General features: G+C 69.6%; 16 protein-coding genes. 9 read left to right on the top strand and 7 right to left on the bottom strand.

Features of this window, described 5'->3' with window-relative positions; translation table 11 throughout:
* The coding region (locus P2P98_RS18405; RefSeq protein WP_275801720.1) for a DEAD/DEAH box helicase at positions 1 to 1,309 on the top strand (1,309 nt) is incomplete at its 5' end.
* 353 nt (positions 1,310 to 1,662) lie between these two features.
* Here P2P98_RS18405 and upp read toward each other — a convergent pair.
* On the bottom strand, positions 1,663 to 2,295 hold the full coding sequence (gene upp / locus P2P98_RS18400) for a uracil phosphoribosyltransferase (protein WP_013585398.1): 633 nt from the start codon (positions 2,293 to 2,295) through the stop codon (positions 1,663 to 1,665).
* A gap of 88 nt (positions 2,296 to 2,383) precedes the next feature.
* Here upp and tadA point away from each other — a divergent pair, with 88 nt between their 5' ends.
* A complete protein-coding gene (tadA, locus tag P2P98_RS18395; RefSeq protein WP_275801722.1) occupies positions 2,384 to 2,824 on the top strand; it encodes a tRNA adenosine(34) deaminase TadA in 441 nt (146 codons plus the stop codon).
* A gap of 42 nt (positions 2,825 to 2,866) precedes the next feature.
* Here the strand turns inward: tadA and P2P98_RS18390 are convergent, their stop codons facing one another.
* On the bottom strand, positions 2,867 to 3,796 hold the full coding sequence (locus P2P98_RS18390; protein ID WP_275801718.1) for an LLM class F420-dependent oxidoreductase: 930 nt from the start codon (positions 3,794 to 3,796) through the stop codon (positions 2,867 to 2,869).
* A gap of 21 nt (positions 3,797 to 3,817) precedes the next feature.
* Positions 3,818 to 4,930, bottom strand: coding sequence for an alpha/beta hydrolase (locus tag P2P98_RS18385; protein ID WP_275801716.1), 1,113 nt, complete (start codon positions 4,928 to 4,930; stop codon positions 3,818 to 3,820).
* 126 nt (positions 4,931 to 5,056) lie between these two features.
* On the opposite strand from P2P98_RS18385, the gene proC reads away from it, so the two are divergent.
* Positions 5,057 to 5,902, top strand: a complete 846-nt coding sequence (proC, locus tag P2P98_RS18380; RefSeq protein WP_275801714.1) for a pyrroline-5-carboxylate reductase — start codon at positions 5,057 to 5,059, stop codon at positions 5,900 to 5,902.
* 151 nt (positions 5,903 to 6,053) lie between these two features.
* On the opposite strand, the gene P2P98_RS18375 is transcribed toward proC, so the two are convergent.
* Positions 6,054 to 6,725, bottom strand: coding sequence for a TrkA family potassium uptake protein (locus tag P2P98_RS18375; protein WP_013585403.1), 672 nt, complete (start codon positions 6,723 to 6,725; stop codon positions 6,054 to 6,056).
* A complete protein-coding gene (locus P2P98_RS18370; RefSeq protein ID WP_058597961.1) occupies positions 6,718 to 8,112 on the bottom strand; it encodes a potassium transporter TrkG in 1,395 nt (464 codons plus the stop codon). Before P2P98_RS18370 ends, P2P98_RS18375 begins: the two co-directional genes overlap by 8 nt.
* Positions 8,113 to 8,228: 116 nt before the next feature.
* Between P2P98_RS18370 and P2P98_RS18365 the strand changes: the two genes are divergently transcribed.
* The 6 genes from P2P98_RS18365 (at position 8,229) to P2P98_RS18340 (ending at position 10,086) form a co-directional block, all read left to right on the top strand.
* Positions 8,229 to 8,624 (top strand): metalloregulator ArsR/SmtB family transcription factor, encoded by a 396-nt coding sequence (locus P2P98_RS18365; protein WP_275801713.1) that lies wholly within the window; start codon positions 8,229 to 8,231, stop codon positions 8,622 to 8,624.
* Between the two features lie 106 nt (positions 8,625 to 8,730).
* Positions 8,731 to 8,922 carry a helix-turn-helix domain-containing protein gene (locus tag P2P98_RS18360; RefSeq protein ID WP_013585406.1) on the top strand — a complete coding sequence of 64 codons (192 nt, stop codon included), beginning with the start codon at positions 8,731 to 8,733 and terminating at the stop codon, positions 8,920 to 8,922.
* Between the two features lie 82 nt (positions 8,923 to 9,004).
* Positions 9,005 to 9,103 (top strand): AURKAIP1/COX24 domain-containing protein, encoded by a 99-nt coding sequence (locus P2P98_RS18355; RefSeq protein ID WP_003792170.1) that lies wholly within the window; start codon positions 9,005 to 9,007, stop codon positions 9,101 to 9,103.
* 81 nt (positions 9,104 to 9,184) lie between these two features.
* Complete coding sequence (locus P2P98_RS18350) at positions 9,185 to 9,478, top strand: rhodanese-like domain-containing protein (RefSeq protein ID WP_058613839.1); 294 nt, start codon at positions 9,185 to 9,187, stop codon at positions 9,476 to 9,478.
* A 30-nt stretch (positions 9,479 to 9,508) separates the two neighbouring features.
* Positions 9,509 to 9,787 (top strand): glutaredoxin family protein, encoded by a 279-nt coding sequence (locus P2P98_RS18345; protein WP_275801711.1) that lies wholly within the window; start codon positions 9,509 to 9,511, stop codon positions 9,785 to 9,787.
* On the top strand, positions 9,784 to 10,086 hold the full coding sequence (locus P2P98_RS18340) for a Dabb family protein (RefSeq protein WP_275801710.1): 303 nt from the start codon (positions 9,784 to 9,786) through the stop codon (positions 10,084 to 10,086). Before P2P98_RS18345 ends, P2P98_RS18340 begins: the two co-directional genes overlap by 4 nt.
* A gap of 43 nt (positions 10,087 to 10,129) precedes the next feature.
* On the opposite strand, the gene P2P98_RS18335 is transcribed toward P2P98_RS18340, so the two are convergent.
* Positions 10,130 to 11,197, bottom strand: a complete 1,068-nt coding sequence (locus tag P2P98_RS18335) for an ABC transporter ATP-binding protein (protein WP_275801708.1) — start codon at positions 11,195 to 11,197, stop codon at positions 10,130 to 10,132.
* Between the two features lie 73 nt (positions 11,198 to 11,270).
* Positions 11,271 to 12,611: an aspartate--tRNA(Asn) ligase gene (gene aspS / locus P2P98_RS18330; protein ID WP_275801707.1), complete on the bottom strand. Its 1,341-nt coding sequence runs from the start codon at positions 12,609 to 12,611 to the stop codon at positions 11,271 to 11,273.
* Between the last annotated feature and the right edge of the window lie 35 nt (positions 12,612 to 12,646).

The following is a 12,646-nucleotide window of genomic DNA, read 5'->3' as shown; positions in this document are numbered from 1 at the left end:
CCCCGCCGCCGACATCCTGCGCCGCGTTCCGCCGCGCACCCGTTCGGGGGCGCTCGCGCCCGTGACCGCCGTCGACGGCAGTCCGGGCGATGACGAGGTCACCGCGATCGCACGCAGCGTCGCCGACCTCGAGCACAGCTACCTCGCCGTCCAGGGCCCTCCCGGGACGGGCAAGACGTACGTGGGCTCCCACGTCATCGCCCGGCTGGTCGCCGAACGCGGCTACCGGATCGGGGTGGTCGCTCAGTCGCACGCGACGATCGAGCACATGCTCGACCAGGTCATCGCGGCCGGGGTCCCGGCATCCCGTGTCGGTAAGGCGCCCAAAGACCCGAGCGCTCCGCACGCGTTCACGGTGCTGCCGAAGAACGGGGTGGCCGCCTTCACCGCCGAGAACGCCGCCCACGGATTCGTCGTCGGCGGCACCGCGTGGGACTTCAGTCACGAGACCCGCGTTCCACGCGGCAGCCTCGATCTCCTCGTCATCGACGAGGCGGGGCAGTTCTCGCTCGCGTCGACCATCGCCGTCTCGCTCTCGGCGCAGCGGTTGTTGCTCCTGGGCGATCCGCAGCAGCTGCCGCAGGTGAGTCAGGGCACGCATCCTGAGCCGGTCGACACCTCGGCGCTCGGGTGGATCATCGACGGAGCCGAGGTCGTGCCCCCCGAGCTCGGCTACTTCCTCGCCCGTACGCGGCGGATGCATCCCGCGGTGGCGGGCCCGGTGTCGCGGCTGTCGTACGAGGGCCGGCTCGCGGCGCACCCCTCGACCGCGCTGCGTCGGCTCGACGGTGTCGAGCCCGGTGTGCACGTGGTGCCGGTGCGGCACCGAGGCAACTCGACCTGCTCGAACGAAGAGGCGGCCGAGGTCGCGCGTCTCGTGGGCGACCTCGTCGGACGCGAGTGGACCGGTGCCGAGGGGGGAGCGGGCGACTCCGCGACCGTGCACGAGCCGCGACCCCTGCGGGCGCAAGACATCATCGTCATCACCCCGTACAACGCTCAGCAGGTCGCGGTCGAAGAAGCCCTCGCCACGGCTGGTTTCGGCGACGTGCCCGTCGGGACGGTCGACCGCTTCCAAGGGAAGGAGGCCGTCGTCGCCATCCTCACCCTCGCCGCGTCCTCCGGGCGCGAGGCTCCGCGCGGCCTGGAGTTCCTGCTGTTGCGCAACCGCATCAACGTCGCGATCTCACGCGCGATGCAGACGGCGTACGTCGTGTACTCGCCGTCGCTGCTCGACGACCTTCCCCGCACACCCGAGGGGGTGGCTCGGCTCAGCGGCTTCGCGCGGCTGGTCGCCGAGGCCGATTGAGCCCGAAGCCGGCCTGTCGTGCGGGGTCTGGGGCGCGGGTTTCCGTTCGGGGCGCGGTTTTTCACGCCCCAAACGCGGAATGGCGCCCCAACCGTGAGATCGGGCCCCGGCCCTGGGCGGGACCGCGCCGCCCGAGGGTGTGGCGCGGCTCAGCGGCTTCGCGCGGCTGGTCGCCGAGGCCGATTGAGCCCGAAGCCGGCCTGTCGTGCGGGGTTTGGGGCGTGGGTTTCCGTTCGGGGCGCGGTTTTTCACGCCCCAAACGCGGAATGGCGCCCCAAACCGTGAGATCAGGCCCTTGCCGCGGGGGTGCGGTCCTGCCGCGGGTGCGGCCCCGCCGCGGGCGTGACCCCGCGTCAGGCGGTGCCGTACAGGCGGTCGCCCGCGTCGCCGAGACCGGGCACGATGTAGCCCTTCTCGTTGAGGCGCTCGTCGAGAGCACCCAGCACGAGCGTGACGTCGTGGCCCTCGACCTGCTTCTCGATCGCCGCGACGCCCTCGGGGGCGCCGAGCAGGCAGATGGCGGTGACGTCCTGCGCGCCGCGCGCGAACAGGAACTTGATTGCGGCACCGAGCGACCCGCCGGTGGCGAGCATCGGGTCGAGCACGAAGCACTGACGGTCGCTCAGGTCGTCGGGCAGGCGCTCGGCGTACGTGGTGGGCTGGAACGTCTCCTCGTCGCGCACCATGCCGAGGAAGCCGACCTCGGCGGTGGGAAGGAGCTTCACCATGCCCTCGAGCATGCCGAGACCGGCGCGCAGGATCGGCACGACGATGGGGCGGGGCTCGCTGATCTTGACGCCCTCGGTGAGGGTCACCGGGGTCTTGATCTCGATCGTCTCGACCCGGACGTTGCGCGTCGCCTCGTAGGCCAGCAGGGTCACGAGCTCTTCGGTCAGCTGACGGAAGACGGGCGACGAGGTCTGCTCGTCGCGCAGCACGGTCAGCTTGTGGGTGATGAGCGGGTGATCGGCGACGTGGACACGCATAGGCTCAAGGCTAGTCGCTCGATCGCGACGACTCCGCCTGCAAAATCCGGAAGCCCGCGTGATCCCCACCGCCCTCGACATCTCGGCCATGCGCCGCGCACTGGTGCTCGCCGACGCCGCCGCCGCCGAGGGCGACGTCCCGGTCGGTGCCGTCGTGATGGACGCATCGGGGACCGTGCGCGGGGAGGGCCGGAATCTCCGCGAGGCGACCCACGACCCGACCGCCCACGCCGAGGTGGTCGCGCTGCGTCGCGCGGCGGAGGCCCTCGGCACGTGGCACCTTGCGGGCTGCACGCTCGTCGTCACCCTCGAACCCTGCGTGATGTGCGCGGGAGCCGTGCTGCAGGCGCGCGTTCCGCGGGTCGTCTTCGGAGCGTGGGATGCCAAGGCCGGTGCCGCCGGATCCGTGTACGACGTCCTGCGCGACAGGCGTCTGCCGCACCGGGCCGAGGTGGTCGGCGGGGTCGCCGAGCGAGAGGCATCCGATCGCTTGCAGTCCTTCTTCGAACTGCGACGCGACGCCGACTGACGCAATCGTCGACACGCCGACGGCCGCAACCCGGCGCGGGTGTCAGCGCGGAAGGTGCGGGACGACGTCGGTGCCGATCTGGTCGGCGTGATCGACGTCGCGGAGGTCGAGCAGCTGGAAGTACACGCGGCTCGCTCCGAGCTCGCGGAGACGGCCGACCTTCTCGATCACCTCGTCCGGCGTCCCGATGATGTTCGCCCCGTTGTCGAACTGCTCCCGGGACTGGCCGATCGCCGCCAACCGTCGCTCGATCTCGGCGTCGTCCGCCCCGACGATCGTGGGCAGCGCGACCGACAGCTTGAGCGACGCGGGGTCGCGATCGATGTCGTCGCACGCAGCGCGGACCACCGCGAACTTCTCGGCGACGACGTCCTCGGCGACGAAGCCGATGTTGAACTCGGTCGCGTAGCGCGCCGCGAGCGCCGGCGTGCGCTTCGGTCCGCCGCCGCCGACGATCACGGGCACTTGCTCCTGCGCGGGCTTCGGCAGAGCGGGCGCCGCGTCGAGCCGGTAGTGCTCGCCCTCGAATGTGAAGGTCTCGGCATCCGGAGTCGCCCACAGGCCCGTGACGATCGCGAGCTGCTCCTCGAGCAGGTCGAACCGCTTGGCGGGGAAAGGGATGCCGTACGCGGCATGTTCGCGCTCGAACCAGCCCGTGCCGAGTCCGAGCTCGGCACGTCCGCCCGACATCGCGTCGACCTGGGCGACCTGGATCGCGAGGATGCCGGGAACCCGATAGGTCACCGACGACACCAGGGTGCCGAGCCGGATGCGAGAGGTCTCGCGGGCGAGTCCTGCGAGCGTGGTCCAGGCGTCGGTGGGGCCGGGACGCGGGTCGCCTTCCCCCATGCGGAGGTAGTGGTCGGAACGGAAGAACCCATCCAGGCCGTGGTTCTCCGCAGAGCGGGCGAAAGCGAGCTGATCGTCGTACGAGAAGCCCTGCTGGGGTTCGGTGAACAGGCAGTATTCCACGGTGGCCTTTCGGGGCGAGCGTCAGTCGGCGGAGCGCAGGATGATCGCCTCGGTGGGAGGCGCGGGGTCGGCGGGGCGCCCGACGTAGCCGATGTGCGTCAGCAGGGCTTGGCGGAACGCGGCCGGGCGCTCGAGGTGGGCGGCGTGACCGGCTCCCTCCACCGGAACCTCGGTGACCTCTCCGCCCTTGGCGGCGTACGCGGCGAGCACGTCGCGGGTCTGCGACACCATCGGCTGCGCGGGGGCGACGTCTTCGCCGGGCCAGTCGGGGATGACACCGAGGGCGCCCAGGTGGTTGAGGTCGTAGAACGACGCGTCGGAGACGATGGCATCCGCGGTGCCGTAGATCCAGAGGATCGGCGGCTTCCGGGCGAGGTCGACGATTCCCGACACGTCGAAGTAGCGGGGGGCCATGGTGTTGAGCACGCCGATGGTCCCGGGGGCGAACCCCGGCCAGTTCGGACTCGCCACGGCATCGCCGGGGTAGTTGCCGCCGGCGGTCGAGGTCGACAGCATCGACTCGATCCACACGTCCTCGTTCTCGCTCGCGTAGCCCGCAGCGACGTATCCCGACCGGAACACCGACCGCGGCGATGTGGGTGCCTCGTCGGTGGTGTCGCGGTCGGTCAGGCGCTGGACGAAGTCGGGGTTGGCGCCGCCCGCACCGGTGCCGGCGTCGTCGTCGGTGAGACGCGAGCCGTCGCGGCGCGTGCCGCCGAAGCCGAACGGCGAGACGGGGGACTGCAGCGTCAGCGACAGCACGGGGTGGTCGAGCGCGTACTGCATCACCACTCCGCCGCCCATCGACCATCCGACGAGGTGCGCGGTGGGGATGCCGAGGGCCTCGAGGGCGGCGTGGACGTCGTCGCTGAAGTCGCGGACGCCGCGCGTGGCGTCGACGGGCATGTGCTCGGTGCCGCCGAACCCGCGCAGGTCGATCGCGAGCACGCGCAGGTCGCTGGGGAGGTCCTGCATGATCTCCTGCCAGAACAGCGACGACGACACGTTTCCGTGCACGAACACGACCGTGTGCTCGGGCGACGTCGCGGGGTCGTCGCCGGTCCTCTCGAGCACGTTCACGCTGAGGCGGTCGGTGTCGACGAGACGCGCGCTGATGCCGTCGAAGAGTGTCATGAGAGGGTCCTCCGTGTCGCTCGCGGGTGCCCCGGTACGCCCGCGATCCGACTCTAACGCCCGCCCCTCTCGGTCGCACTCGGGGTTGCCTGGGAGCGGATCGATGCCCTTCGTAGACTGTCGGACATGACGGATGCCACGACCTCTCTGCCCCCGATCGCGATCCTCGGCGCCGGCTCGATGGGAGGAGCGATCCTCCGCGGTCTCGTCGCGGCCGGGCTGACGGGCGGTGGCGTCACCGCGACCAACCGCTCGATCGCGAAGGCCGCCGAGCTCGCCGAGCTCGAGGGGGTCACGAGTGTCGCCCTCGAGGCGGCTCCGGGTGGCAACGCCGCGGCCGTGGCATCCGCCGACATCGTTCTCATCGGCGTGAAGCCGGTCATGGTGCCCGACCTGCTCGACGAAATCGCTCCTCACCTCCGTCCGGGCGCCGTGGTGGTCAGCCTCGCCGCCGGGGTCACTCTCGACACGTTCGCGAAGCACCTCGGCGCCGAGGTGGCCACGCTGCGCTCGATGCCGAACACGCCGTCGCTCGTGGGGAAGGGCGTCACCGGCCTCGCTGCCGGCCCGGCGGCATCCGCCGACGACGTCGCCGTCGTCCGCGCGCTGTTCGAGACGGTGGGGGCCGTGCTCGAGGTTCCCGAGGGGCAGATCGACGCTCTGTCGACGATCTCGGGCTCCGGGCCCGCCTACGTCTTCCTCCTCGTCGAGGAGTTCACGAAGGCAGCCGTTCGCATGGGGTTCGACGACGCCCAGGCGCGGATGCTCGCCGAAGAGACCTTCATCGGAGCCACCGCGCTGATGGCCGCGTCGGATGTCGATCCCGCTGAACTCCGCCGCCGCGTGACGAGTCCCAAGGGCACGACGGAACGGGCCATCGCGGTGCTGCAGGACGCGAGGCTCGACGACACCTTCACGACGGCGGCCGAAGCGGCGCTCGCTCGTGCGAAAGAGCTCGCGGCGGGCAACTGACGCGCGATAAACACCGTTCGCTCACAGAAACGCGTGCAGCACGTGTTTCTGTGAGCGGCGAGCGTTTATGTGTGGGGGTGGGGCGTCGTCGCGGCGCGGACCGGCCGCGCCGTTGCGCCCTCGCTCCCGCCGCGTTTACGACGCCAGAGCGTCAGCGGTCGAGCGCGGCGAAGCGCTCGATGTCGGAGTTCGTGCCCGACACGATCACGAGGTCGTGGTTGGTGACGACCGTGTCGGCCTCGGCGTAGCGGAACGGGCGGCCGGGACTCTTCACCCCGACGACCGTCACGTTGTACTTCGTGCGGACACCGGACTGATTGAGACCGACGCCGCGGATGAGCTTGGGCGGGTACATCTTGGCGAGGACGAAGTCGTCGTCGAAGCGGATGAAGTCGAGCATGCGTCCGCTCACCAGGTGCGCGACGCGCTCGCCAGCCTCTGCCTCGGGGTAGATGACGTGGTTCGCGCCCACGCGAGCGAGGATCTTGCCGTGCGACTGCGAAACGGCCTTCGCCCAGATCTGCGGAACCTTCAGGTCGACGAGGTTCGCGGTGATGAGGACGGATGCCTCGATGAGCGAGCCCACGGCGACGACCGCCACCTGGAAGTCCTGCGCACCGATCTGCCGCAGCGCGTCGATGTTGCGGGCATCGGCCTGGACCGCGTGGGTCACGCGCTCCGACCACTTCTGCACGAGCTCGAGGTTGCCGTCGACCGCGAGCACCTCGCGGTCCAGGCGATCGAGTTCTCCGGCGCACGCGGCACCGAACCGCCCGAGGCCGATCACCAGGACGGGGGCGTCACTGCGGATGCGTTCAACCAACGATGGGCCTTTCGACGGGCAGCGCGTACAGCTGCGATCGAGACGAGGCCGCGACCGCGGCGGCGAGTGTCACAGTACCAATGCGTCCCATGAACATGGTCACGGCGAGAACGTAGACGGCGGGGTCGGGAAGCTCGGCGGTCAGGCCCGTCGACAGGCCCACGGTGGCGAATCCCGAGATGACGTCGAAGAGCACGTGCTCGATCGGTGCGTCGGTGATGCGGCTGATCGTCACCGTCGAGATCGCGACGATCGTCGCTCCCCACGCCACGACCGAGAGGGCGACCCGCTGCACATCGCTGGGGATGCGTCGACCGAAGGCCTGCACCGAGGGACGTCCCTTGGCCTCGGAGAACACCGCGAGGGCGAGGACCGCGAGGGTCGTGACCTTGATTCCGCCGGCGGTGGATGCCGAGCCCCCGCCGACGAACATGAGCATCGACCCGACGATCAGGGTCGCTCCATTGAGGTCGCCGATGTCGATGACCGAGAAGCCGCCGGACCGCGTCATCGCGGAGAGGAAGAAGGCCTGGAACGTCGTGTCCCACGCGTCCATGCTTCCGAAGGTCAGGGGATTGTCGTATTCCAGCAGCAGAATGACGCCAGCCCCGGCGAAGAAGAGGATCACCGTGGTGATGATCGTGAGCTTCGCGTGCAGGGACCACAGTCGGAATCGCCAGTAATGACGCCACAGCGTGAAGATGACCGGGAAGCCGATCGACCCGAGGAAGACGCCCAGCATCAGCACCGTGAGCAGGAAGTAGTCCTGTGCGAACGGCGTGAGCCCGTCCGCATTCGGGACGAACCCCGTGTTGGTGAAGGCCATCGCCGCGTAATACGGCGCCTCCCACAGGGCGACGAAGGGGTCGATGCCGCCGATCACGAGTGACGGGTAGATGAGGACCGTGAGCCCCGCCTCGATCACGAGGGTCGACAGGGCGACGGTCCGCAGAAGCTGGCCGACCTCGCCGAGGCGAACCGTCTGGCCCTCGTTGACCGGGCCGCCGTGGGCACGCAGTGGGTTGCTGTCGCCCGCGGCGATGAGCTTCGCCCGCAGGCCCAGCCGCTTCGAGATCACCAGACCCAGGATCGACGCGAGGGTGAGGACACCCAACGCACCGACGTTCACGCCGATGTACGTGATGACGTGGCCGAGCGGCGACCAGTGCGTGTACATGTTCACCGTCGACAGGCCGGTCACGCAGATCGTCGAGACCGCGGTGAAGAGGGCATCGGCGAACGGCGTGCGCTGTCCGCTCGCCGAGGCCTGGGGGAGCGAGAACAGCGCGGTGAAGAGAAGGATGAGCGCGACGAAGACGAGGACCGCGAATCGCGCCGGCGATGACGTCGTCAGATTCCGCAGCCGGTCCCATGCCTCGGCCGCCATGCGTCGAGCGCGCACGGACAGGCGCACCTCATTCGGCGTCGCTGCCATGCGCCGCTCCTTTCGGTGCCCGAACCCGAATCATGGTACTCGGGCGGGGGCGCGGCTAACCTAATGCCATGGCGGACATCTTCGACGTGATCGCTGACGGAACGCGTCGCGACATCCTTCAGCTGCTCCTGGAGCGGGCGACCGGTGGCGAGCGCGGAACGAGCGTGTCGCAGATCGTGTCGGCGCTCGGCGTGAGCCAGCCGACCGTCTCGAAGCACCTGAAGGTGCTCCGCGAGGCGCAGCTCGTCACGGTTCGCGAAGAGGGGCAGCACCGGTACTACAGTCTGGCCGTCGCTCCGCTCGACGAGGTCGACGACTGGCTGGTGCCGTTCTTCTCGGTGGATGCCGAGAATGAGCCGGCTCTTCCGGAATCGGCGATGCATTACGCCGAGGTCGTGGGCCGCGCGGCCGCCTCGGTGAAGCACTCGGTGACGACCGCATTCCGCAAACTGCCCGGACGGTGATTCGCATACGCGAGTCACAGTGGTCACATAGGTTTACAGCCGTCGCACCCAGACCCTAGAGTGTCCAGCATCGAAGGGTGAGTCCACCCTGGACGAAGGGTGAACGATGGCAGAGCTTCCCGACATGCGCTTCCTCACGGTCGCGGAGGTCGCCGAGCTCATGCGCGTCTCGAAGATGACGGTCTACCGCCTGGTTCACGCCGGCGAACTGCCCGCCGTGCGCTTCGGACGCAGTTATCGTGTGCCGGAGTCGGCGGTCGCCGAGGCCGTGCAACGCCCGGTGTCCGACGTCGGCTAGACTGATCCGAGGCTTTTTTCCAACGCCTGCTGTTCCCGGGGGCCGACATCGGCACCCAGACCCCGACTTAGTGAGGTTTTCCGTGGGTTCTGTCATCAAGAAGCGCCGTAAGCGCATGGCGAAGAAGAAGCACCGCAAGCTGCTTCGCAAGACTCGTCACCAGCGCCGCAACAAGAAGTAAGCGGCCACCACACCGAGCGCCTGTCCGATGCGACGGGCGCTTCGTGTATGCGCCCGCCAGATCCGCTCTTCGGAGGAAAGCATGCAGTCCATCACCATCGCCGAGCTGCGCGCCGGTCGCGATCGTCCGCTCATCGACGTGCGCGAGGAGCACGAGTTCGCCGCGGGACACGTCCCCGGTGCCGTGAACATCCCCATGTCGACGCTGGGTGACCACCTCGACGAGATCCCCGCCGAGCCGTTCGACGTCATCTGCCAGGCGGGCGGGCGCTCCGCGCGCGTGGTCGAGGCTCTCTCGGCGCGTGGCCACGACGCCACCAACGTCGAGGGTGGCACGGGCGAGTGGATCGCCGCGGGTTACGACGTCGAGGTCTGATCTCACCTTTCGTTCTCCTAGGATGAAGACGTGACGACCCTCACGTTGATCGGTAAGCCCGACTGCCACCTCTGCGAGGTCGCCGAGCAGATCGTCGAGACGGTCGTCGCCGAGCTCCCCTCCGACGTGGCGGACCGCGTGGTCATCGACCGTGCCTCCATCGCGGATGACGCCGCGCTCTACGAGAAGTGGTGGGAGAAGATCCCCGTCGTCCTCATCGACGGAGAGCTTCACGCGCACTGGCGCGTCTCGGCCGACCGACTGCGCACCACCCTGTTGGCTGCCGACACCGAAGGAACCCGCGCGTGAGCATCCGACACATCGTCCTCTGGAAGTTGGCCGCCGACGACGCCGACACGCGTGCGCTGCACGCCGAGCAGATCGAAGAACGCCTGCTCGGGCTGCGCGACGTCATCGACGAGATCGAGCACCTCGAGATCGGGCGCAACGTGGTCTCCCCGCAGACCAACTGGGACGTCGCCCTCGTCAGCCAGTTCGCGGATGCCGAGGCCCTCGAGCGCTACCAGGTGCACCCCGCACACCAAGAGGTTGTCGGCTTCGTGCGTTCCGTCGTCGCCGAGCGCGCCTGCGTCGACTACCCCGCCTAGAGCTCGAGCGCTCAGGGCGCGGCCGGTCGTCGAGAGCCGGGTTTCAGCCGATCGGTCGGATCGTCGCGGGCGCCGGGGCGAGAGCGACGCGGATGTGATCTTCCGGGTCCAAGCGGAGCTCGGACGGGTGCTCGACGACGACCTGCACGCCGTCGGAGGTGCGGACGGTGGATCGCCGCGCGCTGCCGAGGAACGTCGTCGCCTCGACGACGGCATCCATCCCGGGGTCGTCCGATCCGATGACCAGGACGTTCTCGGGGCGCACGATGACCTCGCAGTGACCGTCGGCAGCGGGGCGGGCGAGGGGCACCTCTCGGCCCCAGACCTCGACGATCGAGCCATCGACGATACCCGGCACAGCGTTGACGGGGCCGAGTACCTCGGCGACCACGGCGTCGTCGACGCGCGTGTAGAGCTCGTCCGGAGACCCCGCGGCGATGACGCGGCCTCGATCCATGACGACCAGGCGATCGGCCACGGCCGCGGCCTCGGCCGTGTCGCGCGTGACCCAGAGCGTCGTCACCCGGCGCGCGCGGAGCTCGTGCACGACCCGGTCGCGCGTCTCGGCCCGCGCCGCGGTCGGAAGCGCGGCGAGAGGATCGTCGAGCGCGAGGGCTCCGGGACCGGTCGCCAGAGCACGTGCGAGAGCCCAACGCTGGCGGTCGCCGTGCGCGAGCCGGTGCACGAGCTTGTCCAGCGCCCCGAGACCCACGACCTGCGCCAGGCGGGTCGCCTCGGCCTCGGCATCCGGTCGTCCCACTCGCCGCGCCATGGCGGCGATCGAGGTGCCCACGCGGCCGAATCGCGCGACGGGGGTGCGGTCACGGACCTCCGGTATCCGCGGAGCCGCCGCCCCCGCGCGCCCGTCGACGGTGATGACTCCGGCGTCGGGACGCTCGGCGCCCGTCACCGCGCGCAGCAGCGTCGAGGCTCCGCACCCGATCGGGCCGACGAAGGCAATGATCTCGCCCGGCCGTATCTCGAGGTCGATGTCACCCAGCACGGGGTTGCCCGCGCGGGAACGGCTCACGCCCCGCAGCGAGATCGCCCACCCCGCCCGCGCGGAGTCGCCGGTCGAGGGCGGCGGGTCCACGGAGCGCACGGTGGTCATGCGCCGACGGTACGAGCCCCCTATGACGTGACGACGCCCGGGGAGTGAACCCCGGGCGTCGGTCGCTCGAACCTTACGGGGCGAGGCGGGTCGGGCCGCGGAACAGGTAGGTGACCTCGCGGATCGAGGATTCGCCGAGCAGGAGCATCAGCACGCGCGCGAGACCCATGCCGAAACCGCCGTGTGGCGGGGCGCCGAAGCGGAAGAAGTCGAGGTAGAAGTCGAGGTGCTCGGGGTCGAGACCCTTCTCTTTCGCCTGCTCGATGAGCACGTCGACGCGGTGCTCGCGCTGCGCGCCGGTGGTGATCTCGACGCCGTTGAAGAGCAGGTCGTACGACTTGGTCAGCCCGGTCTCTTCGTCGCGCATGTGGTAGAACGCGCGGATCTCGGGGTGGTAGTCGGTGATGAACACGAACTGGTGCCCGTACGTCTCGGCCACGTGGGCCGCGATCTGGCGCTCGCCCTCGGGGTCGAGGTCGCCGTCGGTGCGGGGGATCTCGTAGCCGCGAGCCGCGACGATCTCGCGCGCCTCGGCGAGCGGGATGCGCGGGAAGGGCAGCGTCGGCACCTGGACCTCGACGCCGAACAGCTCCTGGATCTCGGCGCCGTGCTTGTCGGCGACGGCCTGGAAGGCCGTGTGCAGGAGTTCCTCCTGCATGCGCGCGACGTCTTCGTGCGAGTCGATCCAGCTGATCTCGGCGTCGATCGAGGTGAACTCGGTCGCGTGACGACTGGTGAAGGACGGGTCGGCGCGGAAGGCGGGAGCGATCTCGAAGATCTTGCCGAAGCCGGCGACCTGCGCCATCTGCTTGAAGAACTGCGGGCTCTGCGCGAGGTAGGCCGTCTTGTCTTCGAAGTAGGGCACCTCGAACAGCTCCGCGTTCGACTCCGAGGGGGATGCCATGAGCTTGGGGGAGTGCACCTCGATGTAGTCGCGCTCGACCCAGTACGTGCGCATGGCGTGCTCGAGCGTCGTCTGCACGCGGAAGATGAGGTTGTTGCGGCGCTGACGCAGGTCGATGAAGCGCCAGTCCATGCGCTTGTCGGGGCTGCTGTCGGCGGCGATGGGGGTCTCGGGGTTGGCCGCGGCGGCGATGACCAGCTCGCCGACCTTGATCTCGACGCCGCCGAGCTTGACGCGCTCGTCGTGCTTCAGCTCACCGCGCACGGTGAGGAACGTGCCGGTCGCGAGGGCGCCGATCATCTCGGTGAGCGCGAGGGCGGCGGCATCCTGATCCGTGGCGTCCTCGGACGGGCGGGTGGCCGGGTTGACCAGCTGCACGGCACCCGTCTCGTCGCGGAGCACGACGAACTGCACCTTCTTCTGATCGCGCACGGTTTCGACCCATCCCGACACCTCGACGGCGCCGGCGGGGAGGGATTTCAGCTGGTTGACCAGGACGCGTTCGCTCACGATCGACAAGTCTACGTGTGGGGTGAGAGCGCCCG

It is taken from the genome of Microbacterium sp. Kw_RZR3, assembly GCF_029222405.1.
Lineage (GTDB): Bacteria > Actinomycetota > Actinomycetes > Actinomycetales > Microbacteriaceae > Microbacterium.
Note: the sequence above shows the minus strand (reverse complement) of the source record. Positions and strands in the feature narration are given on the sequence as shown.